This is a genomic window from Nonomuraea sp. NPDC047897, from assembly GCF_043204415.1.
GTDB lineage: Bacteria > Actinomycetota > Actinomycetes > Streptosporangiales > Streptosporangiaceae > Nonomuraea.
In genome coordinates, this window is record NZ_JBIDCC010000003.1 from 266,212 (window position 1) to 288,003 (window position 21,792).

A 21,792-nucleotide genomic window follows, 5' to 3' on the forward strand; every position below is an offset into this window, starting at 1 on the left:
TCGAGCCACTGGGGCGTGGGCGGCCTATCCGGCCAGGGCGGCGAGTTTGAGGGCGGCGGCCGGTTCGATGCCCAGTTCGTGGGCCGCGGCCATGACCGCGTCGGCGGGGTTGGTGTGTTGGGCGAGGTGGCGGGTGGTGGCGGCCATGAGCTTGGCGGGGGAGTCGGGCGGCAGGCCGAAGTCGTCGGTGATGGCGCGCACGGCCAGGGTGACCGAGCAGACGCCGGTCTCGGGCAGGTCGAGCTGGACCTCTCGGGCCGCTGCCCAGTCGCCGGCCAGGGCGGCGATGACGGACCGGGCTTGCTCGTAGCCGGTGGCCAGCAGGAAGGTGGGGGCGCGGCCGTAGCTCTTCATCCCGATGGCGTGGTAGCCGGGCTCGGGGTGGGCCAACTCGTCCACCCCGTGCGGGCGTACGGTGCCGCAGGAGTGGTCGTTGGGGTCGATCAGCGGGGCGAGCAGGCGGGTGGTGCCGAGGATGGGGTCGAGGTCGAGCCGCAGTTCGGCGGCGATGGAGTGGTCCGGCCGGTAGCCGGTGGCGGCCACGACCTGATCGGCTCTGAGGGTGCGATCGGAGCCTGCGGGCTGTCGGGAGCGGAGCTCGACGGTGCCGTCGGTCAGGACGCGGACGGCGCTGACCTTGAAGCCCGCGGCCAGGTCGATGAGGCCCTTGTCGACGAGCAGGCGCAGGCCCGAGCCGAGGGAGCCGCGGGCGGGCAGGGCGTCTGCTTCGCCGCCGCCATAGGCGCGCTCCGGCGCGTCGGCGCGGATGGCCCAGGTGATGCGGGTACCCGGCGCCTGCTCGGCCAGGTCGGCGAGCGCGAGGAGCGTGGTGGCGGCCGAGTGGCCGGCGCCGACCACGACCGTGTGCCGGCCGGCGAACCGGTGGCGGTCGGTGCCGAGCACGTCGGGCAGGGCGTGGTCGATCCAGTCGGCCGCCTCGCGCTCGCCGAGGGCGGGCAGTCCGTTGGCGCCGAGCACGTTCGGAGTCGCCCAGGTGCCGGAGGCGTCGATCACCGCCTGCGCGGTGATCTCGCTGCCGTCCTTCAGCCGGACGACGAACGGCGCGCTCTCGCGGCCCGCTGTGCGGAGCCGGTCGACGTCCAGGCGGCTGATCGCGGACACGCGCGCCCCGTAGCGGATGTGCGCGGCGATGGCGTCGTGGCCGGCCAGCGGCTCCAGGTAGGCGGAGACGAGCTGCTGTCCGGTGGGCAGCGCCTCGGGGTCGGGCGGCGTCCAGCCGCGGGCGCGCAGCAGGCGTACCGCGGCGGCGTCGGTGTTGTAGCGCCACGGGCTGAACATGCGTATGTGTCCCCACTGGCGCACCGAGGAACCGGCGGCGGGCCCGGCTTCCAGAACGACGAAGGACAGGTGTCGTTCAGCCAGGTGAGCCGCGGCGGCCAGACCCACGGGGCCGGCGCCGATGACGGCCACGGGCAGAGCGGTGTTCATCGGGCGAAGTCCTTTCCAAGACGAGCGGTTCTGCGGAGCGGCGCCAGGGCCAGCCCGGCCACGGCGTACATCACCAGGCCGTAGGCCGGCACGATGAGGCTGACGAGGGCCATGTCGGCGGACAGCCCGGCGACCAGCAGGGCCAGGGACAGATTGCGGATGATGGTGGTCATGGCGGCGGCCCGCCGGGCCGCCGGACTGTCGAGGCCGGGAGCGGCATAGGCCGCCAGGATGAGGAGCGTCAGCAGGGCGAAGACGGCCCAGCCGGAGGCCGGGATGCCGGTCAGCCGGTCGGCGGTGGTGGCCAGGATGGAGAGCGTCGAGGCCACCAGCAGCACGTCAGCCACCCGCCTGCTGACCTTCTGTACCCGCTCGGCGGCGCCGGGCGATTGTCAGCATGGTCGCCAGCAGCAGCACGAACAGCGCCAGGGTGATCAGCGGAGAATCCATGTCACAGGCCGTAGGCAGCCAGGACGCCGCCGGCGTAGGCGGCGATCGGCGCCGCCACGTGCTCGGCGTCGCGGTGCACGCCGCGCAGGGTGTTGGAGGCGAAGGAACGCTGGAACTCCAGGCCAACGTAGCCGAGCCCGAGGTGCGTGGTGGACAGGCCGCCGACGTGCAGGGGCAACCCCGCCTCGTCGAGGGCGCCGAGTGGAGCCAGGTAGTCCAGGTGGGGCAGATAGCCGGTCGCGTAGATCACCGCATCGACGCGCTCGCTCTCGCCGTCGGCCCAGATGAGGTGGTCGCCGTCGAAGGCGGTGAACATGGGGCGGCGCTGCAGGCGGCCGTCGTCCAGAGCGGCGGCGTAGTCACCGGTGTCCATGACCAGGGTGCCACTCGCGACGCGGGCCAGCCAGGCGGGCGGAAGCTGGTCGAAACCGGTGGTGGTGTGCCAGTAGTGCACATCCTTGCCGCCGACGATCTGCGGCATGAGCTGCAGCGGCTGCCGGGAGGCGATCGTGACGTCGGCCACCTCGGCCAGCTCGTAGGCGACCTGGACGGCGGAGTTGCCGCCGCCGACCACCACGGCGCGCTGCCCGGCGTACGGCTTGGGGCTGCGGTAGCCGGCCACGTGCAGGGCCTGGCCGGTGTAGCCGTCCTGGCCGGGCACGGCGGGGATGTAGGGGTTGCCGAAGGAGCCGCTGGCCGCGATCACGCCCATGGCGCGCAGCGTCTCCCCGGCGACGGTGTGCACCAGGAAGCCACCCGCCCCATCGGCTTCCACCGCGGTGACGCGGACGCCGGTGCGGATCTCGGCGTCCAGGCCGTCGGCGTAGCGCTGCAGGTAGGCGACGACTTCGTCGCGGGTGGGGTAGTGGTCGCCGTCGCCCGGGAAGTCCTGGCCGGGCATGGCGCTGTAGCGGGCGGGTGAGAACAGGGTGAGGCTGTCGTAGTAGCTGCTCCACGAGCCGGTGGGTGCCGGGCCGGCTTCGAGGACGACGGGCGTGCGCCCGGCGGCGCGCAGGGCGTGGGCGGCGGCCAGGCCGGACTGGCCGGCGCCGATGACGATGGTGTCCATGCCGCCGGATCATATCCTCATATCCAGAAATGACAATACGGTAGAGTCGTGCCATGCAGACGGCAGGCAGCGGCATCCAGCTCACCGACGCGGCACGCGGCTTCCTCAAGGCGCTGGCCAGCGACACCCGCCAGCAGATCCTGTTCCTGTTCGAGGGCGGGGTGGAGCTGACCGTGAGCCAGGTGGCCGAGCGCCTGTCGCTGGCCCAGTCGGCCACCTCCACCCACCTGGCGACGCTGCGGGAGGGTGGGGTGCTCACCTCTCGGCGCGAGTGGAAGACCGTCTACTACCGCGCCAACCCCGATGGGGCGCGGCGGGCGCTGGCCGACCTGCAGGCCGCCCTGGCCGCGTGCTGCCCGCCGGGCGACGGCCCCTCCGTCGAGGGTTGCGGTTGACCGGGCCGCAGGCGGCCACCGCGCGTACCCGGCTTGGTGCTCATCTGATTTGACAATCCTCTAATCAGTGGTCCAGAATCCGAACTGATTAGATGAACTTCTATTCAGGGTGTGCGCGATGCGCGCCGAGACCGCCATCAAGTGCGCCCGTACCTTCGCCCTGTCCTTCCGCTGATCCGCGCGCCCGTCTGGAGAGCCGTCATGAGTGACCGTTGCTGCGGCACCGTTGCCGTCGAGATCGAGCAGTTCGCCACCCCTCAGCAGGCCACCCCGGGGCAGCCGGGCAACCTGCCCGTCGTCGTGATCGGCTCCGGCCCGGTCGGCCTGGCCGCTGCCGCCCACCTGGTCGAGCGCGACATCGACTTCACCATCCTCGAAGCCGGCGACCGCGTCGCCGCCTCGGTGGCCCGGTGGGGCCACGTGCGGGTGTTCAGCCCGTACCGGTACAACATCGACGCCGCCGCCCGCCGCCTCCTGGAGGCCGACGGCTGGAGCGCCCCCGACCCCGACTGGCTGCCGACCGGCGCCGAGCTCATCGACGACTACCTCGCACCGCTGGCCAAGCTGTTCGGCGACAAGGTACGGCTCGGCGCGAAGGTGACCGCGATCAGCCGCCTCGGCCACGACCGGGTCCGTACCGCCGGCCGCGACGACGCCCCGTTCCTGATCCGCCTGGCCGACGGCACCGACCTCACCGCCCGCGCGATCATCGACGCCTCCGGCACCTACACCAGCCCGAACGTACTCGGCGCGAACGGCCTGCCGGCCCACGGCGAGCACGAGGTGTTCGTCGACCACGCCCTGCCGGACGTGCTCGGCGCGGACCGTGATCGCTACGAGGGCAAGCGGGTGCTGGTCGTCGGCGCCGGCCACTCGGCCGCCACCACGCTGCTCGCGCTGGCCGAACTGGACGACACCCCGATCACCTGGGCCATCCGCGCCGGCAACGCCACCCGCACCTACGGCGGCGGCGAGGCCGACGCGCTCCCGGCCCGCGGCGCGCTCGGCACCCGGCTGCGCGCCCACGTCACCTCCGGCCGCATCCAGCTGCTGACCGGCTTCTTCACCCACCGCGTCCACGCCACCGGCCAGGGCGTCGAGGTGGTCAGCCGCGACCCGTCCGGCCGCGAGCAGAGCGTCACCGTGGACCGGATCGTGTCGGCCACCGGCTACCGCCCCGACCACTCCATCGCCTCCGAGCTCCGGCTGGACCTGGACCCGGTGCTCGGCTCCACCCGCGCCCTGGCCCCGCTGATCGACCCCAACCAGCACTCCTGCGGCACCGTCCCCGCTCACGGGGTGGATGAGCTGGCGCATCCCGAGCCCGGCTACTACGCGGTCGGCGTCAAGAGCTACGGCCGCGCGCCGACGTTCCTCATGGCCACCGGGTATGAGCAGGTCCGCTCGGTCGTGGCGGCGCTGGCCGGGGACTGGGAGGCGGCCCGGGACGTGCAGCTCGACCTGCCCGAGACCGGCGTGTGCTCCTCCGGCCTGGCCGAGGCCCAGGAACAGCGGGTCGGCCTGGCCACCGGCATCAGCGGCGGCCTGCTGTCCACGCCCCTCCCGCCGGCCACCGTCGGCGCGAACGCCGAATCCGGCGGCGGCTGCTGCGGCTGAAAGGAGCACCCCTGATGTCCGACGGCTACCCGACTGCCGCTCAGAGGGAGGCGCTGCGCCTCATCTGCGACCACGGCCGAGGGTCGCGAGCTGATCGCCTGTCCGGCATGACTTCCCCCACCGAGACCGCCGCCCTCGACCAGCAGGGCGGCGGTCCGCCACGCTCCGGACATCGCCGGCGGGTCGTCGCCGCGCTGGCCGTCACCCAGACCATCGGCTACGGCGTGCTCTACTACGCCTTCTCCGTCTTCCTCGCCCCCATGGCCCGCGACCTGCACGCCACCCACGCGCAGATCGCCGCGGCGCTCACCTTGTCCGTCCTGATCGCCGCGTTGTGCGCGCCGATGGTCGGCCGCCTGCTGGATGCCCGCGGCGGGCGCGCCCTGATGACCACCGGGTCACTGCTCGGCACCACGGCCGTGCTCGCCTGGTCACGCGTGGAGAGCTTGCCGCAGCTGTACGCGGTGTTCGCGCTCGTCGGCGTCGCCTGCTCCCTGGTGCTGTACGAGGCGGCGTTCGCCGTCATCGTCTCCCTCAACGCCGGCAACGAGCGCGGCCGGGCGAACGGGCTGTTGGCGCTGACCATCGTGGCCGGGTTCGCCTCCTCGATCTTCCTGCCGCTGAGCGGCCTGCTGGTGGACCGGTGCGGCTGGCGTACGGCCTTGGTGATCCTGGCCCTGATCTACGGCCTGGCGGCAATCCCGCTGCACGCCCTCGTGCTGCGCCGCGCCCGTACAGCGAGGAAGCAGGCGTCGGCCGCGGCGCAGGAGCGGGCCGCCATCGTCAAGGCGGCCACCCGCGCTCGGCCGTTCTGGCTGCTGGTGATCGCCTTCACCGCCAGCGGCGGCGCGGTCGCCACCGTGGCGGTCCTGCTCATCACCTACCTGATCCACCTCGGCCATCCGCCGGTGCTGGCCGCCACGCTGGCCGGGCTGTTGGGCGTGCTGTCGGTGACCGGCCGGCTGATCACCACCGGCCTGCAGACCCGGCTGCCCGCCGCCCTCATCGCCGCCGCCATCTTCGCCCTGCAAGGCGTGGCCGCTCTGCTGCTGCCGCTGATCGGCCGCACGGTGGCGGGCGCGATCGGCGCGGTGCTGCTGTTCGGGCTCGGGTTCGGCATCGCCTCGATCACCCTGCCGCACCTGCTGGTCGGCCGCTACGGCATCGCCGCCTATGCCTCGCTGGCCGGCCGCATCGCGGTCTTCTCCGTCGCGGACAAGGCGCTGGCCCCGCTCGGCGCCCTCGCCCTCGCCCAGGCCGCGGGTTACGGGTGGGTGATGGGGGCGGTGGCCGCCGTCTGCGCGATTGCCGCGTTCGCGCTGGTGACCTACCACCGCCTATAATTTCGACAGACTTCTAATCAGGAGGGGTTGTCATGACCGTCCCCACCGGCCAGTGCTGCGCCCCGATCGCCCGCGAACCACTGGCCGAGGACACCGCCGCCGAACTCGCCGTCATGCTCAAGGCGGTCGCCGACCCGGTCCGGCTGCGCCTGCTTTCCATGATCGGCTCTCACGCCGGCGGCGAGGCGTGCGTGTGCGACCTGACCGACGCCTTCGACCTGACCGCGCCCACCATCTCTCACCACCTCAAGGTGCTGCGCACGGCCGGGCTGATCGACGGGGAGCGGCGCGGCACCTGGGTTTACTACCGCATCATCCCCGAGGCGGTGAACCGGCTCGGCGCCCTGTTCACCCCTCTCACCGAGTCCGTCCCCCAGCCTGCGGCGGGACGTACAGAGCTGGAGCTGCTTCCGGCATGACGGCCGTCTCCCGACCCGTCGACGTCTTGGTGATCGGCGGCGGGCAGGCGGGCCTGGCCGCCGGCTACTACCTGCGCCGCGCGAAGGCCGACTTCGTCATCCTCGACGCCCAGAACAGCGCCGGCGGCGCCTGGCGGCACGCCTGGGACAGCCTGCGCCTGTTCTCCCCGGCCCAGTACAGCTCGCTGCCCGGCCGCATGATGCCCATCCCGCCCGTCGGCGGCTACCCGAGCGCCGCCGAGGTCGTCACCTACCTGGCCGACTATGAACGCCGCTACGAGCTGCCGGTGCTGCGCCCGGTGACCGTGCACGCAGTGCGGCGCGGTGACGGCCATCTCCTGGTCGAGACCGGCCACGGCACTTGGCAGGCGAAGGCGGTGGTCAGCGCGACCGGCACCTGGTGGCGCCCTTACATCCCGTACTATCCCGGCCTGCGCGACTTCGGCGGCGAGCACCTGCACACCGCCGGCTACCGAGGCCCCGAACCATTGCGCGGCAAGCGCGTGGTCGTCGTCGGCGGCGGCAACTCCGCCGCCCAGCTGCTGGCCGAGCTGACCGCCGTCGCCGAGGTCACCTGGGTGACCCAGCGACCGCCACGGCTGCTGCCGGACGAGGTCGATGGACGCGCCTTGTTCGACCTGGCCACCCGCCGCCACCGCGCCGCCCAGGCGGGCGAGCAGGCCGAAGGCATCGCCGACCTGGGCGACATCGTCGCCGTCCCGCCCGTGCGCGAGGCTCGCGACCGGGGCGTGCTCAAGGCCGAGCCCATGTTCACCCGCATCACTCTGCGCGGTGTCGCCTGGGCCGACGGCAGCACCCTGGCCTGCGACGTGATCCTGTGGTGCACCGGCTTCCGGCCCGCCCTGGGCCACCTGGCCCCGTTGCGCCTGCGCGGCCCGGACGGACTCATCCTCACCCGCGGCACCCAGGCGGTCGGTGAGCCCCGCCTGCACCTGCTCGGCTACGGCGATTGGACCGGCCCGGCCTCGGCCACCCTCATTGGCGCGGGCCGTACAGCCCGGCAGTCGGTCGCCGAGATCACCGCCCAGCTGTAGTGAGCTTCGCGTCGCGCGTGCCAACCGGCCATCTATTAATTAGATGCTCATCTATCTTGACAGATATCGAAACAGCGTGAGATCGTGGCAACTGCTTAGACATCCATCTAATTCTTTGGGCGGGGGTGGGCGATCCACCCTGCTCGACAGGGAGACCACGATGACGAACCAGACCAGCGGCGGCTTCCTCGGCGACCTGGACGAGGCCTTCGCTCCGCCCGCCGCCGGAGGCTGCTGCGGCTCCCCTTCCTCCGTTGGCGAGCCGTCCGGCGTCGCCGAGCAGGCGGTCACCGAGCCGGCCGCTGCGGCGACGGTCTGCTGCGGCAGCCAGGCCGCCGCGAGCCTGGCCGCCCAGAGCGGTTGCTGCGGCCAGGCCCCGGCTCCGGTCGGATCTCAGGCCGGATCTCAGGCCGGTGTTCAGGGGTGCTGCGGATGACCAGCACAGCAGCTGGGCTCGGTCAGGGCGCGGCTGAGCTGGCCGCCCTGGTGGAGGCAGTGTCGGCCACCCGCATGCACGCCGCGGTGCGCGAGCTGGCCGGTGACCGTTACGCCGGGCGGCGCGTGGGCTCGCCCGGCGGCCGCGCCGCCGCCTCCTGGCTCGCCGCGCGACTCGGCGATCTGGGCGCCCAGGTGCAGCTATCGGAGTTCGACGTGGCAGGGGTGCGCGAGCTGTACGCGACGCCCGTGCTCGCATGGCGCGGCGCCGGGCAGACACAGCACCTGGAGCACCGCCGCGACTTCGTCGAGCACCTGGCCTCCGCCGAACTGCCACACCCGCGCACCGCCCTGCTGACCACGGGCCCCGAGACGGACTCCGGGACAGGCTCGGAGACCGGCCTGCGCGGCCGATGGGTGCTGGCCGACGCCACCACCTGGGGGCGAGCGTGTGAGCTGGCCGAGGCGCACGGCGCGGCCGGAGTGCTGACCGTACGCGGCACCGACACCGACGGCTGGATGCCCAAGATGATCGCCGGGCCGCCTGCCCGCGTGGTGCCCATCATCGCCGTGCGTCCTGAGGTCCACGGGCACCTGGCCGAAGCGCTGCACGGTGGCCCGGTCCAGGTGACCGGCTCGATGCCGTTGCGGCAGGTCGCCACCCGCGGTTGCAACGTCTACGCCCGTTTTCCCTGCAAGGAGACCGACGGCCACCAAGGTAGCGCCGGTCACGGCGACGGGCCCGTCGGCGTGAACGCGGGGCTGCGGGTGTTGCTGAGCGCGCACTACGACGGCGTGGGCGACGATCCCGACCGGCGCCTGCCCGCGGCCGCGGACAACGCCTCCGGAGTGGCCGCGGTCCTGGAGGCCGCCCGCGTGCTGACCGCCGCTCCGCCGCCCGGGGCGCTGGAGCTGACGGTGGCCTTCCTGGACGCGGAAGAGGCGGGCGCGTGGGGCTCGGCTCACCACGCCCCCGCCCTGCCGCCGGACACGCTCGTGATCAACCTCGACGGTGCCGCGCAGCTGCACCAGGCCGCCGCCGTCGAAGCGGGCGGCCCCGCCCACGCGCTGCTCGCCACCTTGGACCAGGCCGCCCGCCTGACCGGCGTGCCCTTGCGGGCCGGCGCCATGGCCTCCGACAACCGTCGCTACGCCGCCGCCGGCCTGGCCGCGATCGGCATCGGTATGGGCATGCCCGGCTACCAGACCCCCGCCGAAACCCCCGACCGCGTCCAGGCGGACACCCTGGTGGCAGCGGCCCGGCTACTGATGGCCACCGTGTGGCTGCTGACTTCCCGGCGGCCGTCCTGATCCCCTCATGAGGGCGCCATCCGGTCAGGCGCCGCTCAGGTACCGGTGGCAGATGATCGGGCAGCGGCCGGCGCCGTCAGTCCGTGGAGGCAGGCCGGCCAGGCGGCAACTCGCTGAGCAGCTTCTCCACGCGCGACCGGATGTCGTCCCGGATCAGGCGGACGGCATCGATGCCCTGTCCTGCCGGGTCGTCGAGCTTCCAATCCTCGTACCGCTTGCCGGGGAAGATCGGGCAGGCGTCACCGCAGCCCATGGTGATCACCACGTCGGATGCCTGGACGGCGTCACCCGTGAGGATCTTCGGCTGGGCCGCGGCGATGTCGATGCCGACCTCGCGCATCGCCTCGACGGCGACGGGGTTGACCTGATCGGCCGGGGCCGACCCGGCGGAGCGGACCTCGACGCGATCCCCGGCCAGGTGGGCGAGCCATGCGGCGGCCATCTGGGAGCGGCCGGCGTTGTGCACGCAGACGAACAGGATGCTGGGCTTGTCAGGCACGTACGGGCTCCTTGCTGAACAGGCGGCGGCCGGCCAGGCTGACGTAGACCAGGGCGACCAGGACGGGGACCTCGATGAGCGGGCCGACCACGCCGGCCAGGGCCTGGCCGGAGGTGACGCCGAAGACGCCGACCGCCACGGCGATGGCCAGCTCGAAGTTGTTGCCGGCGGCGGTGAAGGCGAGCGTGGTCGTCTTGTCGTACGGCAGGCCGATCGCCTTGCCGGTCAGGAAGCCGCCGCCCCACATGAGGGCGAAGTAGGCCAGCAGCGGCAGTGCGATGCGGGCCACGTCGCCGGGCTGGGAGGTGATGGTGTGGCCTTGCAGGGCGAACAGGATGACGATGGTGAACAGCAGCCCGTACAGGGCGATCGGGCCGATGCGCGGCAGGAAGCGCTGCTCGTACCAGGCTCTGCCCTTGGCACGCTCTCCGAGCTTGCGCGAGGCATAGCCGGCGGCGAGCGGGATGCCGAGGAAGACGAGCACGTAGAAGGCGATGTCCCAGGCCGAGACGTCGAGCGCGGCCTGGGACAGGCCGAGCCAGCCGGGCAGCACCTGCAGGTAGAACCAGCCCAGAGCGCCAAAGGCGACCACCTGGAAGATGGAGTTGAGCGCGACCAGCACTGCGGCGGCCTCCCGATTGCCGCAGGCCAGGTCGTTCCAGATGAGCACCATGGCGATGCACCGGGCCAGCCCGACGATGATCAGGCCGGTGCGGTACTCGGGCAGGTCGGGCAGGAAGATCCAGGCCAGGGCGAACATCAGGGCCGGGCCGAGCACCCAGTTGAGCAGCAGCGAGGAGATCAGCAGGCGGCGGTCGCCGGTGACGGTGCCGAGCCTGTCGTAGCGGACCTTGGCCAGCACCGGGTACATCATCAGCAGCAGGCCGAGCGCGATCGGCAGCGAGATCTCGCCGATCTTGACGGCGTCCAGCGCGGCATCCAGGCCGGGCACCAGCCGCCCGAGCAGCAGCCCTGCGCCCATGGCCGCGATGATCCACACCGGCAGGAACCGATCCAGCACCGACAGAGCGCCGATCACCCCGGCTGGCGGCCCGGTGACCTGTCCCGGTTGAGCCGACATCATCGCGACACCGCCGCTGCAGCGGCCGTCACGCTGGTGGGCCCGCTGGTGGGCGGGGTCAGCAGTGCCGACAGCTCTCCCAGCGTCTCGGGCATCAGCCGGTAGTACACCCAGGAAGCCCGCCGCTCGGAGGTCAGCAGCCCGACCTCCTTGAGCACCTTGAGGTGGTGGCTGATGGTCGGCTGGGACAGCTCGAACGCGTTGGTGATGTCGCACACGCACACCTCGCCGCCGGCGCGGCTGGCCACGATCGACAGGATGCGCAGCCGTACGGGGTCGCCCAGCGCCTTGAACACGCGCGCCACCCCGGCCGCCTGCTCGGCGTCCAGCGGCTCACGGGTCAGCGGCGGGCTGCACTCCAAGATCTCCAGCAGTTCCATCCACTGCCCTTTCGTATAGACATCCATCGAAATAGGTGCACGTCTATATTGACATGCGTCTCTACCTGCTGGATACGTGAGCCTGCTCTCAGCCGGCCGGGACGCCGACCGGGCAGGCGTCGCCGCAGCCCATGGTGACCACCACGTCGGCGGCCTGGACGATCTCGCTGGCCCACGGCGTGGGGAACTCGCCGGTGGTATCGATGCCGCGCTCGCGCATCATCTCGACGACACAGCCGGATTGATCGGCTCGCGGTCTTTCAGGCGCCGACCGCAGCGCTGCGGCGTTCGATCAGCATCACGTCACGCCAGACGTCGTGGTGCCGGCCGATGCGCTCGCGGGTGCCCACCACCCGGAAACCGAGCGCCTGGTGCAGGGACAGGCTGGCGGCATTCTCGGGGAAGACGCCCGACTGGATCGTCCACACGCCGGCGTCCTCGGCGGCGGCGATGAACGCCGACAGCAGCGCGCGGCCGATGCCGTGGGCCTGGCAGCCGGGATGGACGTAGATGCTGTGCTCGACCACGCCCGCGTACACCGGACGGGACGACACCGCCGAAGCCGCCACCCAGCCGAGCACCTCCCCGGAGTCGCCATCCACGGCGACGTACCGCAGATGCGGCAACCGGCTCGCGGTGAACCCCTCCCAACTGGGCGCGGTGGTCTCGAAGCCGGCCTGGCCGGTGTCCAGCCCGGCCTGATAGATGGCCAGCACCTCGGCGGCGTCGCTTTCGCGCATCGGCCGGATCTCCAGGCCGGGCCCGATGGCGGGCTTGACGGCCTGGGCGACGGCCGAGTGCGCGGCGACGACGTCCGCGCCGGCCTGCTCGGCGTCGCCGAAACCGCCCTGTGCGAAGGCGTCCTGCCCGCAGTCGGTGACCGTCCGGCCGGCGTCCGCGGCGCGGGCCCGGGTGGAGTAGCGGTCGATGATCTCATCGTGCGCCATGACCAGGCTCCTTCATTCGCAGGTGGGTGCGGCTGGTACGGGGTTGCCCATGACCACGTCGGCGGCGGTCGGGAAGCAGCGCACGCAGTTCTCGTTGATCCGGTACAGGCTGGAGGTGCCCTGCTTCTCGACCAGGACGAACCGCACCTCGGCCAGGATCTTCAGGTGGTGCGAGACGGTGGACTGGCCCACCCCGGACGCGGTCACGATCTCGCCCACGCTCATCGGCGCGCGCCGCCGGGCCAGCAGCGACACGATCTGGATGCGGGTGGCGTCGGCCAGGGCCTTGAACCAGCTCGCGTACTCTTCGGCCTCCGCGCGCGGCAAGGGCCCCGTGTTCTCATTCATCGTCCATCGACGATATTCGATTAACCAGCAAAGCGGAAGCCCGGTGATTCCCTTCTCACGGAAGGCTCCATGTACGTGAATGATCCAATGTCACGTACCTGAGCGATCACGGCGGCGCGGCGACCAGGACAACCTTCTGCCGTGCCGGCGCTCGGTGGTCAGCTGTTGAGCTTGGCCGCCTGCATGGAGCCGAGCCGCCGCACAAGCCAGGCGGTGACGATCGCCGTCGGCACGACCAGCAGGTGCAGGGCCAGGTTGGCCCAGGCGCCTGGCGTGAACTCGTACATCTGGCCAAGCGTGTCGTCGTCCGTCCGGCGTTCGTACTGTGTGGTGAGGAGTGTCGTCCACTCGATCCAGAAGAGGGGCCAGCTCAGGAAAGTGACCAGCCACAGGGCCCACCATGTGTGCAGGAGACCGGCCGGGGCTGTCGTGCCGCTGCGTCCAGGGGGGCTGGAGGCGTGCCAGATGTCGTCGGCGATCTGCTTGGGCAGCCACAGGTTGCCGATCGGGATGAACCAGCCGTACACGGCCATGGAGGGGCGGTAGCGCAGCCGGCCGGGCGCGAGCCGTTCGGCGACGACTCGTACCCGGAGGAACCAGAGCAGCCAGCACGCCGTCAAGCCCAGGCCGGAGACGACCTGGGCCACCCACATGATTGTGCTGACCGTCTCGATCTCGTCGTAGGTATCCAGCTCGTACCACCGTCCTGCGTCGTCGGCGACATCGAGCTGGTAGACCGCTGTGCTCACGGAGACCAAGGTGAAGAGGGCCAGCAGCACATAGGCGGCGATCTGGTAGCCGGTGGCAGGGTGCAGGGGCTCGCCGCCGCGCAGATGGCGGCGTTCGTTGACCAACAGGGGCTGGGATGCCCGCGCCTGACCCGCGTGGCCGGGCGGTGGTGGCGCCGTCGTGCGGGGGCCGCCACCGTCGGTCGCGGTGGCTGGGTCGTGAAGGGCGGTCAGCGCCAGGGTCCGGTGCTCGGTGATGACCTGGGTGAGCGCCTCAGGCAGCCACCGTCCCTGGTCGGGCGAAGCGAGCGCGGTGAGGTGGGTCAGCACCTGCTCCAGGCTGGGCCGGGCGGCGGGGTCCTTGGCCAGGCAGGCCGTCACCAGTGCGGCCAGCGGGGCGGGCACGCCGTGCAGGTCGGGGTCGGCGTGCACCACGCGGAAGACGACCGCGTGGACGGGCCCCGTTCCGAACGGGCTGCGGCCGGTTGAGGCGAAGGCGAGCACGCAGCCGAGCGAGAACACGTCCGAGGGCGGCCCGATCTCCTGGGCCATGGCCTGTTCGGGGGACATGAACGCGGCGGTGCCCAGCACGGTGGAGGTCTGGGTGTGGCTGGTGGCGTCCAGGGCGCGGGCGATGCCGAAGTCGATCAGGCGGGGCCCGTCCTCGGCGAGGATGACGTTGGCGGGTTTGAGGTCGCGGTGCACCACCTCGCAGGCGTGCACGGCGGCGAGCCCTTCGGCCAGGCCGGACCCCAGCACCGCGACCGACTCCAGCGGGAGCGGCCCGTGCTCGTCGACGGCCTGGTGCAGGGAGAGGCCGGGGATGTAGGCGGTGGCCAGCCACGGCTGGGCGGCGTCGGTGTCGGCGTCCACGACCTGGGCGGTGTAGAACCCGCCGACCTTGCGGGCGGCCTCCACCTCGGAAGCGAAGCGGCGCCGGAAGTCCGCGTCGTCGGCCAGTTCGGGGCGTACCACCTTGACGGCCACCAGCCGCCCGCCCGGCGAACGGCCCAGGAACACCTGGCCCATCCCGCCCCCGCCGAGCCGTGCGTGCAGCCGATAGGGGCCCATTTGAGGTGCGTCGCCGTCGCGTAGGGGGCTGGCCATGACACCGCTTCCGTGTTGAGTTCCTTGCCGGTTGGTATTGATGATCTCAAAAGGTGCGCTTCCTGAAGGAGTCCTGGCGTCTGGAACCACGCAGCCCTCGCCGCTGCGGGTGGTTGGAAGTGGGTCGGTGTCCACCCTGACCAAGTTCGGCCCCATGGCCGAGACCAACGAGATCCTCACCGGCCTGCCCGGACGCGGCGGCTCGGTCTCCGGCCGGAACGACCCCTTCGGGCAGCTGTTCAGGCGCGGATGCGAAGGAGGGCGCTCTCCGGGCCGGGGCTTGCGGGCGATAATCGCAACCTGTAGGTTGCCGATAGATGGCAACCTACAGGTTGCGAGAAAGGGTGGGCATGGTGGTGGACGCGATCGAACGCGTGGTGACGCTGCGGCACCCCATCGACCGGGTGTGGGCCGCGCTGACCACCGCGGAAGGGCTCTCGCGGTGGTTCGGCTCGGTAGCGGAGATAGATCTGCGGCCTGGCGGGCGAGCGTACTTCCGGTGGGACGACCTCGACGAGGAGTCCGTCGCCACGATCGCGGTGGTCGACCCACCACGCCGTTTCGCGTTCAGGTGGGGCATCGCGGGCCTGCCGGGGGATGACGCACCTCAGACGCTGGTGGACTTCACCCTGGAGCAGGTACCGGACGGCACCCGGCTGCGGCTCGTGGAGAACGGCTTCACCCGGGCCGACGACGACACGGCCCAGGCCGCCCACAAGGCCAACAGCCAGGGATGGGACATGGAGCTCGGCCACCTGGAGAGCTACCTCGATGCGGCCGCCTGATGCAGATGGGCAGGCCGTCGCGGTGTTCACGGCGCTGATCGACCCCACGCGGCGGGCACTGCTGGAGGAACTCGCCCGCGCCGGGCCCGCAACCGTCACCGACCTGGCCCGGCGGTTGCCGATCAGCCGCCAGGCGGTCGCCAAGCATCTCGGCCAGCTCGCCGAAGCGGGGCTGATCCGCCCCGGCGAACCGGCCGGCCGCCGCCAGCCCTACCGGCTGGAACCGGCCGCCGTCCGCACAGCCCAGGTGTGGCTGGCCAGGCTCGCCAACAGGTGGGATGACCGGCTGGCCGGGCTGGAACGCGCGCTGGATGCCGCTGACCCGAACCAGCCACGGACACGAACCAAGGAGTCACGCGACCATGAGCGAGCCTGAATTCACGGCCGGTCTGAACATCGCCATGAAGATCCCCAAGGCACAGTACGAGGCCACCGTGGCCTTCTACCGCGACACCTTGGGCTTCGCCGTCGAGGAGGACGACGTCTCCTACGCTCCGACCGTCTCGAGAACTCATTCGGTGCGGTTCGGTCCCAACACGCTGTGGCTCGACTGCGTCGACAACTACAGCCAGCCCGACCTGTGGCTGCAGCTCCACACCGATGACCTGGACGCGGCGGCGAGCAAACTGGCCGACATCGGTATCCACCCGTGTGACGAAGTGGAGCCCCTGGAGAACCAGGAGTCCCGAACCCACTGGATCAAGAACCCGGCCGGTGTCGTACATCTGCTCGCGGAGTCCGGCTGATCCCGATGCCGCGATGAGGCATGGAGCGCGAGCCGGGCGGCACCGTCAGGTCATCGCCGGGCTTCTGAGGATCTCGCACCCGGCCGGATGGTCGTTGCCGCCGTAGCCCTCGGCGATCTCCCACGTCAGCCGCCACTGCCCGGAGCTGGTGCCACTCCTTGTCTGACCAGCGTTTTTTTGGACAGGTAACCAGCCAGGTGCCGGACGACACGCTCAAGGGAGTGAACGACATGCGTGGTGTGGTGCTGCACGCCCCCGGCGATGTCCGGGTGGAGGAGGTCGCCGACTCGGAGATCACCGCCCCGACGGATGCCGTCATCCGGCTGTCGGCGGCCTGTGTCTGCGGCTCTGACCTGTGGCCCTTCCGCGGCGTCGACCCCGTCGGCCGGCCGACGCCGATGGGGCACGAGTACGTCGGGATCGTCGAGGAGGTCGGCAGCGAGGTCCGGAACGTCAAGCCCGGCCAGTTCGTCGTCGGGTCGTTCGTCGCCTCCGACGGCACCTGCGAGATCTGCCGCTCCGGCTACCCCTCCTCCTGCGTCCATCGCGTCTTCATGAACGAGGTGGGCACCCAGGCGGAACGGGCCCGGATCCCGCACGCCGACGGGACGCTCGTGGCCACTCCGGACATCCCCGAAGCGGAGCTGATCCCCAGCCTCCTGGCCGCCTCCGACGTGCTGGGCACCGGCTGGTTCGGCGCGGTGGCCGCCCAGGCCGGCCCGGGCAGGACGGTCGCGGTCGTCGGCGACGGCGCGGTCGGCTTGCTGGCGGTGCTGGCCGCCAAGCAGCTCGGCGCCGAACGGATCATCGCCATGAGCCGCCACGAACCGCGCCAGAAGCTCGCGCGGGAGTTCGGCGCCACCGACGTCGTGACCGAGCGTGGGGACGACGGTGTGGCCCGGGTCAAGGACCTGACCGGCGGGCTGGGTGCCCATTCGATCGTCGAGGCGGTCGGCACCCAGGAGTCGATGCAGCAGGCCATCCGCTCGGCGCGTCCCGGCGGTCACGTCGGCTTCGTGGGCGTCAACCACGACGTCGCGCTCAGCGGGGAGGAGCTCTTCTTCGCCCAGGTCAGCCTGTTCGGCGGCCCGGCCCCGGTGCGCCGGTTCCTGCCCGAGCTGATCGAGCTGATCTGGGACCGGAAGATCGACCCCGGCAAGGTGTTCGACCTCGCGCTGCCGCTGGAGCAGGCCGCCGAGGCCTACCAGGCCATGGACGAGCGCCGCGCCATCAAGGCCCTGCTGCGCGTGTGACCCCGCCGCGAACTCTCGGTGCGGGGGACGGGGATGGCGAGCGGAGTGCTCAGCCGCGCGCCGGTGATCGTGGGTCGCCGGCCCGGGGGCGGGTCAGGGCCTGTTCGAGCAGGCTCTGCAGGACGCGCTGCTGGTCGGTGCTGAGGCCGGCCAGCGGTGAGTTCTGGATGAGGAGGTCGAGGAGCCGGTCGCGGAGCGCGCTGCCCTCGCCGGTGAGGACGAGTTGCTTGGCGCGTCGGTCGGTGGGGTGTGCGCGGCGCTCGATGAGTCCCTGCTTCTCGAGCTTGTCGACGATGAAGGTGGCGTTGGAGGGCTCGCAGCTCATGCGTTCGGCGAGGTCGCGCATGGTCATCGGCCCGGTCATCTCCCGGAGGGCGGTCGCCTGCGCCGCGGTGAGGCCCAGGGTGACGGCGCGTTCGCGCACGTGATCGGTGATCCGCTGGGCCAGCCCGTTCACCAGGCCGCACAGCTCTCGCTCGGCGATGGCGTGCGGCTCGGGATGCGTCATGCGTGCCATTGTAGCAAGTCTATTCAAGCAAGAATATTTTTAGCTTGCATAGTTCGAGCTTGATGTTTACCGTGACGGCATGTCTGACGCAGAAGGAGAGAGCAGACATGGTGAACATCGCGATCGACCAGGACGAGCGGCTGCGGCGGCCGGCGGGGATCCGCTCGCTGCGCCTCGGCGACACGAAGGTGTCCTACGTGCCGGACGGGGACGTGCGGCTCCCGCCGCGCGGTTGGCTCCCGGCCACCACCGACGAGTTCTGGGCCGCCCGCCCGCAGTACCTGGACTCCTCCGACCACCTGGTGGCGAGCATCGGCGGCCTGCTGGTGGAGCACGGCGACCGCGCGCTGTTGATCGACGCGGGATTCGGGCCGGAGTCGCTGCCGCCGGACCCGGGAACCCCGCGCGGCGCCATCCACGGCGGCGTGTTCCTGGACAGCCTGGCCCAGCTCGGCCGCAGGCCGGAAGAGATCGAGGCGGTGGCCTTCACCCACCTTCACCCCGACCACCTCGGCTGGGCCTGGCATCCCGCCCCGGGCGGTGACCTGCCCGCTCTCGCCCACGCCGACCACCTGGTGGCCGAGCCGGAATGGGACCGGCGCGACCTGCTGGAGGCGCACGGCGTACCCGTGGACGTGCTGGCCCCGCGCGTCCGTACGGTGACGGACGGGCAGGAGATCTTCCCCGGCGTGCGGATCCGGATCACCGCCGGCCACACGCCCGGACACGCCGAGTACGTCATCGCCTCCGGCGGCCGACGGCTGATCGCCTTCGGCGACGCCCTGCACTCACCGGTCCAGGTAGACCACCCCGAATGGTCCGCGGCCGTCGACCACGACCCGGTCCAGGCTGCCGAGCACCGTCGCCGGCTCGTCGCCGAGCTGGCGGAGCCCGACACGATCGGCTTCGGGATCCACTTCGCCGACGCGGTGTTCGGCCAGGTCAGGCGGGACGGCTCAGGCCCCGCCTGGCGTCCCCTCGACGCCTGACGGTGAATGCCCGGCAGTGAATGGAGGCGAGCGCCTCCCGGCCAGGGTCTCACCCGGCAGGAAGGCGTCGGCAGCGACATCGTCCGGGTGGCCGCGCGAGCACCGAGGGCCCGGGGGAGATCCCGCACGCCAGCCTTGCTCGCGGCGTGGACTGAGGCCGGGAGCTGTGTCAGGCCCCCGGAGGCGGCGTCGGCCAGGAGCCGGGCGAGCTCGGCAGGCTTTGTGATCATGGGCCAGTGGCCCGAGTCGATGTCCACAAGGTCGAGGTGTTTGGCCTTGGCCAGCTCGGGCGTCTCACCGGCGGCTATCCACTCCTGAGCCTGGGCGGGGGTGAACTCGGGGCACACGACGAGGACGGGGACGTCGAACCGCCGCTCGTCCGTCAGGCGTACCACGCCCTTCGTCACCCCCGCCGGCACGGGGATCGCCGCGGACGCGAAGTCGCTCCTGGCCTGCTCACTGAGGTCGGCCGAGTCCGGTCCTTCGAACGGGGCCCAGCCGGGGAAGGGCATGACGCCGTCCTTCGGCTCGAAGAAGTCGGCGTAGGGCTGTCCGTCGGCGGCCGGGAAGCCGCCGACGAGCGCGACCTTGGCGACCCGCTCCGGGAACGCGTCGGCGGCCAGCCAGGCCAGGGTGCAAGCGGCGGAATGCCCCACCACCATGGGCTTTCCTGACGTCGAGTCCACGGCGGCGAGCACGGCTGCCACCTGGTCGTCGAGGGTGGCCGAGGTGGATCCGTCACCCTGACCGGGCAGGGTGACCGGTAGGGGGCGGTGGCCGAGCGCCTGCAGGGCGGGCACGACGTCGTCCCACGCGGATCCGTCGAGCCACAGGCCGGCGATGAGCACGATATCCACGATCAGTTCTCCTTCGTCAGCGTGTTCCGCCGAGGACGGAACTCGGTCAGGAGGTTCAGGCTAGGCCCGATCCCGGACGATCTGATCCCTGTTCCTGGCGCGATCTCCTCGTGTGCTCGCGATTCGCGGCCGGAGCTGCCGTCAGGCGAGATCGCGGCCCGAGGGCTTGAGCGGCGCGGCCATTGCGCGGCGGCCGTGCGCGTGCCCGGTAGTTACCTGGCGGCCTCCGTAGCCAGGGGGAGCACCCGCTGTGGTACGACGGTGGACAGCGTGATGACGGTGGTGCTGCGCCGTACACCGTCGATCGTCAGCATGTGGTCGATCACTTCCTGGATGTGCTCGTGGTCGCGGCCGGCGATACGGCACCACACGTCGCCGGGACCGGTCACGATGTGGGCCTCCAGCAGTTCGGGGATGGCCGCCAGCGCGCGGGAGATGTGCTCGCGGGAGGTCTGCTGGACCTCCAGGGTGGTGAAGGCCTGCACGGGGTAGCCGAGGGCGGCGGGGGCGAGCTCGGGCCCGTAACCGATGATCACGCCGTCGGCGGCCATGCGGTCGAGCCTGGACTGGACGGTGCCCCTGGCGACGTACAGCAGCCGGGCGATCTCCAGCAGCCCGCTTCGGGGGCGCTCGGTGAGCAGCCGGAGGATGCGGAGATCGAGCTCGTCGAGCCCGGAACGTCGTGCCATATTCACTCCTGAAGCCTGATATCGCTGTCAGATTGTCACTCATTGGGCAAGCCTGTTGTCAAAAGGCCAAGGAGTGCCGAGACTTCGGGAGCTATGGAGCACACGCATCCGTTCAGGCCATACCGGCCCGTGCGTTACGCACCCGCGGAGATGGTCGCTCGCGGCCGCGACTTCCACGCCTTCCTCGACCGCAGGCGCAGCGTCCGCCACTTCAGCGCCGAACCCGTCCCGCTGGAGTGCGTCGAACTGGCGATCAGGGCGGCGAACACTGCGCCGTCCGGCGCCCACCAGCAGCCGTGGAAGTTCGCCGTGGTCGGCGACCCGGCGGCCAAGAAGCGCATCAGGGAGGCCGCCGAGGTCGAGGAGCGGCAGAACTACGAGGGCGGCCGGCTGCCGCCCGAGTGGCGCGAGGCGCTGGCCCCGCTGGAGACCAACTCCGACAAGGGCTTCCTCGAGGTGGCGCCCTGGCTGGTCGTGTGCTTCGCCGAGAAGTACGGCCTGCGCCCCGACGGCACCAAAGCCAAGCACTACTACGTCAACGAGAGCGTCGGCATCGCCTGCGGCCTTTTCATCGCCGCCCTGCACGCGATGGGCCTGTCCACGCTCACCCACACGCCGAACCCGATGGCCTTCCTCACGGAGATCTGCGCGCGCCCCACCAACGAACGCCCGTACATCCTCTTCCCCGTGGGCTTCGCGGCCGCGGACGCCGAGGTACCCGACCTGACCAGGAAACCCCTGGAGCAGACCATTATCCGCGTGTAGACAATCGGTCTTCTCGCGGCTCCGACGGGCGTCTTCACTCGCAGCCGACGGACTCCGCGGAGGGCATGGTGGGACGCCGATCAACCATCCTGCCGGCCGCCTGGGACCGCCCTGCCTGGTCTGGCGGTGGCACAGCAGGGACCACGGGTAGACGGGGGCGCGGTCGGTGAGCGGGAGCTGGACGGTGCCCGGGCGCCAGGGCACGCGCGTCCGCTCGCCGACGAAGCTGACCCGCCGCCCGGAGCTGACCCGCCGCCCGGAGCTGATCTCCTCGACGAAGTGCTCGTAGCCGAAGTCGGGGCCCGAGGTGTCGAGGTGGAGGCCGAACGCCTCGGCGGCGGCCGGTCGGGACGGGGCGCCGTTCGGACAGGAACAACGGGCCGTGGGTACGTGAGGTACCGTCAGCCGGCCGGAGCAGGCGAGGCAGCAGGTGGGCGGTGCCACTGTCCCAGTACACCCGTTCGGTGGCGCCGCCCTTGGGCCGGACGGGGGCGCGGCGGTCCAGTGCTTCTTGGCCTGGCACCCGAGCAGCCAGGAGGTGACGGCGGCGCGGTTGCGGTTCCAGGT

At 71.5% G+C, this 21,792-nt stretch carries 25 protein-coding genes and 1 pseudogene; 13 read left to right on the plus strand and 13 right to left on the minus strand.

The genetic code is table 11. The features are described from left to right. Nucleotides 1-24: 24 nt before the first annotated feature. The 3 genes from ACGF0J_RS08140 to ACGF0J_RS08150 all read right to left on the minus strand — a co-directional run bounded on the left by ACGF0J_RS08140 (nt 25) and on the right by ACGF0J_RS08150 (nt 2,968). Entirely contained in the window at nt 25-1,449 is a 1,425-nt protein-coding gene (locus tag ACGF0J_RS08140; protein ID WP_393143228.1) for an FAD-dependent oxidoreductase, read from the minus strand. Beyond that, nucleotides 1,446-1,796 (minus strand): hypothetical protein, encoded by a 351-nt coding sequence (locus ACGF0J_RS08145; protein ID WP_393143230.1) that lies wholly within the window; start codon nt 1,794-1,796, stop codon nt 1,446-1,448. The genes ACGF0J_RS08140 and ACGF0J_RS08145 overlap by 4 nt, the downstream gene beginning before the upstream one ends. A gap of 104 nt (nt 1,797-1,900) precedes the next feature. Next, a complete protein-coding gene (locus tag ACGF0J_RS08150) occupies nt 1,901-2,968 on the minus strand; it encodes a flavin-containing monooxygenase (RefSeq protein ID WP_393143232.1) in 1,068 nt (355 codons plus the stop codon). 53 nt (nt 2,969-3,021) lie between these two features. Between ACGF0J_RS08150 and ACGF0J_RS08155 the strand changes: the two genes are divergently transcribed. The 7 genes from ACGF0J_RS08155 (at nt 3,022) to ACGF0J_RS08185 (ending at nt 9,543) form a co-directional block, all read left to right on the plus strand. Then, nucleotides 3,022-3,363: an ArsR/SmtB family transcription factor gene (locus ACGF0J_RS08155; RefSeq protein ID WP_393143234.1), complete on the plus strand. Its 342-nt coding sequence runs from the start codon at nt 3,022-3,024 to the stop codon at nt 3,361-3,363. A gap of 201 nt (nt 3,364-3,564) precedes the next feature. Next, nucleotides 3,565-4,980 carry an FAD-dependent oxidoreductase gene (locus ACGF0J_RS08160; protein WP_393143236.1) on the plus strand — a complete coding sequence of 472 codons (1,416 nt, stop codon included), beginning with the start codon at nt 3,565-3,567 and terminating at the stop codon, nt 4,978-4,980. Between the two features lie 107 nt (nt 4,981-5,087). Beyond that, nucleotides 5,088-6,323, plus strand: a complete 1,236-nt coding sequence (locus ACGF0J_RS08165; RefSeq protein WP_393143238.1) for an MFS transporter — start codon at nt 5,088-5,090, stop codon at nt 6,321-6,323. A gap of 32 nt (nt 6,324-6,355) precedes the next feature. After that, nucleotides 6,356-6,742, plus strand: coding sequence for a metalloregulator ArsR/SmtB family transcription factor (locus tag ACGF0J_RS08170; protein WP_393143240.1), 387 nt, complete (start codon nt 6,356-6,358; stop codon nt 6,740-6,742). Further along, nucleotides 6,739-7,797, plus strand: coding sequence for an ArsO family NAD(P)H-dependent flavin-containing monooxygenase (locus ACGF0J_RS08175; RefSeq protein WP_393143242.1), 1,059 nt, complete (start codon nt 6,739-6,741; stop codon nt 7,795-7,797). The genes ACGF0J_RS08170 and ACGF0J_RS08175 overlap by 4 nt, the downstream gene beginning before the upstream one ends. Nucleotides 7,798-7,957: 160 nt before the next feature. After that, entirely contained in the window at nt 7,958-8,233 is a 276-nt protein-coding gene (locus ACGF0J_RS08180) for a hypothetical protein (RefSeq protein ID WP_393143244.1), read from the plus strand. Next, a complete protein-coding gene (locus ACGF0J_RS08185; RefSeq protein WP_393143246.1) occupies nt 8,230-9,543 on the plus strand; it encodes a M28 family metallopeptidase in 1,314 nt (437 codons plus the stop codon). The genes ACGF0J_RS08180 and ACGF0J_RS08185 overlap by 4 nt, the downstream gene beginning before the upstream one ends. 76 nt (nt 9,544-9,619) lie before the next feature. Here the strand turns inward: ACGF0J_RS08185 and ACGF0J_RS08190 are convergent, their stop codons facing one another. The 7 genes from ACGF0J_RS08190 to ACGF0J_RS08220 all read right to left on the minus strand — a co-directional run bounded on the left by ACGF0J_RS08190 (nt 9,620) and on the right by ACGF0J_RS08220 (nt 14,633). Beyond that, nucleotides 9,620-10,042 (minus strand): arsenate reductase ArsC, encoded by a 423-nt coding sequence (locus ACGF0J_RS08190; RefSeq protein WP_393143248.1) that lies wholly within the window; start codon nt 10,040-10,042, stop codon nt 9,620-9,622. Next, nucleotides 10,035-11,126 (minus strand): ACR3 family arsenite efflux transporter, encoded by a 1,092-nt coding sequence (arsB, locus tag ACGF0J_RS08195; RefSeq protein ID WP_393143250.1) that lies wholly within the window; start codon nt 11,124-11,126, stop codon nt 10,035-10,037. Before arsB ends, ACGF0J_RS08190 begins: the two co-directional genes overlap by 8 nt. Then, a complete protein-coding gene (locus ACGF0J_RS08200) occupies nt 11,123-11,503 on the minus strand; it encodes an ArsR/SmtB family transcription factor (protein ID WP_393143252.1) in 381 nt (126 codons plus the stop codon). Before ACGF0J_RS08200 ends, arsB begins: the two co-directional genes overlap by 4 nt. An 88-nt stretch (nt 11,504-11,591) precedes the next feature. Further along, entirely contained in the window at nt 11,592-11,726 is a 135-nt protein-coding gene (locus ACGF0J_RS08205; RefSeq protein ID WP_393143254.1) for a hypothetical protein, read from the minus strand. Nucleotides 11,727-11,763: 37 nt separating this feature from the next. Next, entirely contained in the window at nt 11,764-12,450 is a 687-nt protein-coding gene (locus tag ACGF0J_RS08210) for a GNAT family N-acetyltransferase (protein ID WP_393143256.1), read from the minus strand. A gap of 12 nt (nt 12,451-12,462) precedes the next feature. Continuing rightward, entirely contained in the window at nt 12,463-12,798 is a 336-nt protein-coding gene (locus tag ACGF0J_RS08215) for an ArsR/SmtB family transcription factor (protein WP_393143259.1), read from the minus strand. A gap of 158 nt (nt 12,799-12,956) precedes the next feature. Beyond that, nucleotides 12,957-14,633: a protein kinase gene (locus ACGF0J_RS08220; RefSeq protein ID WP_393143261.1), complete on the minus strand. Its 1,677-nt coding sequence runs from the start codon at nt 14,631-14,633 to the stop codon at nt 12,957-12,959. A 317-nt stretch (nt 14,634-14,950) separates the two neighbouring features. Between ACGF0J_RS08220 and ACGF0J_RS08225 the strand changes: the two genes are divergently transcribed. The 4 genes from ACGF0J_RS08225 (at nt 14,951) to ACGF0J_RS08240 (ending at nt 17,417) form a co-directional block, all read left to right on the plus strand. Continuing rightward, nucleotides 14,951-15,418: an SRPBCC domain-containing protein gene (locus tag ACGF0J_RS08225; protein ID WP_393143265.1), complete on the plus strand. Its 468-nt coding sequence runs from the start codon at nt 14,951-14,953 to the stop codon at nt 15,416-15,418. Then, on the plus strand, nt 15,405-15,794 hold the full coding sequence (locus tag ACGF0J_RS08230; RefSeq protein ID WP_393143267.1) for an ArsR/SmtB family transcription factor: 390 nt from the start codon (nt 15,405-15,407) through the stop codon (nt 15,792-15,794). The genes ACGF0J_RS08225 and ACGF0J_RS08230 overlap by 14 nt, the downstream gene beginning before the upstream one ends. Next, entirely contained in the window at nt 15,781-16,164 is a 384-nt protein-coding gene (locus tag ACGF0J_RS08235; RefSeq protein ID WP_393143269.1) for a VOC family protein, read from the plus strand. Before ACGF0J_RS08230 ends, ACGF0J_RS08235 begins: the two co-directional genes overlap by 14 nt. A gap of 230 nt (nt 16,165-16,394) precedes the next feature. Further along, nucleotides 16,395-17,417, plus strand: coding sequence for a zinc-dependent alcohol dehydrogenase family protein (locus tag ACGF0J_RS08240; protein ID WP_393143271.1), 1,023 nt, complete (start codon nt 16,395-16,397; stop codon nt 17,415-17,417). Nucleotides 17,418-17,466: 49 nt separating this feature from the next. Here the strand turns inward: ACGF0J_RS08240 and ACGF0J_RS08245 are convergent, their stop codons facing one another. Then, complete coding sequence (locus ACGF0J_RS08245) at nt 17,467-17,925, minus strand: MarR family winged helix-turn-helix transcriptional regulator (RefSeq protein WP_393143273.1); 459 nt, start codon at nt 17,923-17,925, stop codon at nt 17,467-17,469. Nucleotides 17,926-18,032: 107 nt separating this feature from the next. Here ACGF0J_RS08245 and ACGF0J_RS08250 point away from each other — a divergent pair, with 107 nt between their 5' ends. Further along, nucleotides 18,033-18,914 carry an MBL fold metallo-hydrolase gene (locus ACGF0J_RS08250; protein ID WP_393143275.1) on the plus strand — a complete coding sequence of 294 codons (882 nt, stop codon included), beginning with the start codon at nt 18,033-18,035 and terminating at the stop codon, nt 18,912-18,914. Nucleotides 18,915-19,126: 212 nt separating this feature from the next. Here the strand turns inward: ACGF0J_RS08250 and ACGF0J_RS08255 are convergent. Then, nucleotides 19,127-19,771 (minus strand): annotated as a pseudogene (locus ACGF0J_RS08255) (alpha/beta fold hydrolase); the annotation flags it as partial. A 212-nt stretch (nt 19,772-19,983) separates the two neighbouring features. Continuing rightward, a complete protein-coding gene (locus tag ACGF0J_RS08260) occupies nt 19,984-20,460 on the minus strand; it encodes an Lrp/AsnC family transcriptional regulator (RefSeq protein ID WP_393143277.1) in 477 nt (158 codons plus the stop codon). A gap of 129 nt (nt 20,461-20,589) precedes the next feature. Between ACGF0J_RS08260 and ACGF0J_RS08265 the strand changes: the two genes are divergently transcribed. Next, complete coding sequence (locus ACGF0J_RS08265; RefSeq protein WP_393143280.1) at nt 20,590-21,225, plus strand: nitroreductase family protein; 636 nt, start codon at nt 20,590-20,592, stop codon at nt 21,223-21,225. Nucleotides 21,226-21,792: the final 567 nt, after the last annotated feature.

Coding starts and splice junctions, on each gene's coding strand:
- ACGF0J_RS08160 (WP_393143236.1), top strand. CDS start 3,565: ATGAGTGACCGTTGCTGCGGCACCGTTGCCGTCGAGATCGAGCAGTTC.
- ACGF0J_RS08215 (WP_393143259.1), bottom strand. CDS start 12,798: ATGAATGAGAACACGGGGCCCTTGCCGCGCGCGGAGGCCGAAGAGTAC.
- ACGF0J_RS08180 (WP_393143244.1), top strand. CDS start 7,958: ATGACGAACCAGACCAGCGGCGGCTTCCTCGGCGACCTGGACGAGGCC.
- ACGF0J_RS08155 (WP_393143234.1), top strand. CDS start 3,022: ATGCAGACGGCAGGCAGCGGCATCCAGCTCACCGACGCGGCACGCGGC.
- ACGF0J_RS08140 (WP_393143228.1), bottom strand. CDS start 1,449: ATGAACACCGCTCTGCCCGTGGCCGTCATCGGCGCCGGCCCCGTGGGT.
- ACGF0J_RS08150 (WP_393143232.1), bottom strand. CDS start 2,968: ATGGACACCATCGTCATCGGCGCCGGCCAGTCCGGCCTGGCCGCCGCC.
- ACGF0J_RS08205 (WP_393143254.1), bottom strand. CDS start 11,726: ATGATGCGCGAGCGCGGCATCGATACCACCGGCGAGTTCCCCACGCCG.
- ACGF0J_RS08165 (WP_393143238.1), top strand. CDS start 5,088: ATGACTTCCCCCACCGAGACCGCCGCCCTCGACCAGCAGGGCGGCGGT.
- ACGF0J_RS08220 (WP_393143261.1), bottom strand. CDS start 14,633: ATGGCCAGCCCCCTACGCGACGGCGACGCACCTCAAATGGGCCCCTAT.
- ACGF0J_RS08185 (WP_393143246.1), top strand. CDS start 8,230: ATGACCAGCACAGCAGCTGGGCTCGGTCAGGGCGCGGCTGAGCTGGCC.
- ACGF0J_RS08235 (WP_393143269.1), top strand. CDS start 15,781: ATGAGCGAGCCTGAATTCACGGCCGGTCTGAACATCGCCATGAAGATC.
- ACGF0J_RS08170 (WP_393143240.1), top strand. CDS start 6,356: ATGACCGTCCCCACCGGCCAGTGCTGCGCCCCGATCGCCCGCGAACCA.
- ACGF0J_RS08260 (WP_393143277.1), bottom strand. CDS start 20,460: ATGGCACGACGTTCCGGGCTCGACGAGCTCGATCTCCGCATCCTCCGG.
- ACGF0J_RS08230 (WP_393143267.1), top strand. CDS start 15,405: ATGCGGCCGCCTGATGCAGATGGGCAGGCCGTCGCGGTGTTCACGGCG.
- ACGF0J_RS08200 (WP_393143252.1), bottom strand. CDS start 11,503: ATGGAACTGCTGGAGATCTTGGAGTGCAGCCCGCCGCTGACCCGTGAG.
- ACGF0J_RS08175 (WP_393143242.1), top strand. CDS start 6,739: ATGACGGCCGTCTCCCGACCCGTCGACGTCTTGGTGATCGGCGGCGGG.
- ACGF0J_RS08245 (WP_393143273.1), bottom strand. CDS start 17,925: ATGACGCATCCCGAGCCGCACGCCATCGCCGAGCGAGAGCTGTGCGGC.
- ACGF0J_RS08225 (WP_393143265.1), top strand. CDS start 14,951: ATGGCAACCTACAGGTTGCGAGAAAGGGTGGGCATGGTGGTGGACGCG.
- arsB (WP_393143250.1), bottom strand. CDS start 11,126: ATGATGTCGGCTCAACCGGGACAGGTCACCGGGCCGCCAGCCGGGGTG.
- ACGF0J_RS08240 (WP_393143271.1), top strand. CDS start 16,395: ATGCGTGGTGTGGTGCTGCACGCCCCCGGCGATGTCCGGGTGGAGGAG.
- ACGF0J_RS08250 (WP_393143275.1), top strand. CDS start 18,033: ATGGTGAACATCGCGATCGACCAGGACGAGCGGCTGCGGCGGCCGGCG.
- ACGF0J_RS08210 (WP_393143256.1), bottom strand. CDS start 12,450: ATGGCGCACGATGAGATCATCGACCGCTACTCCACCCGGGCCCGCGCC.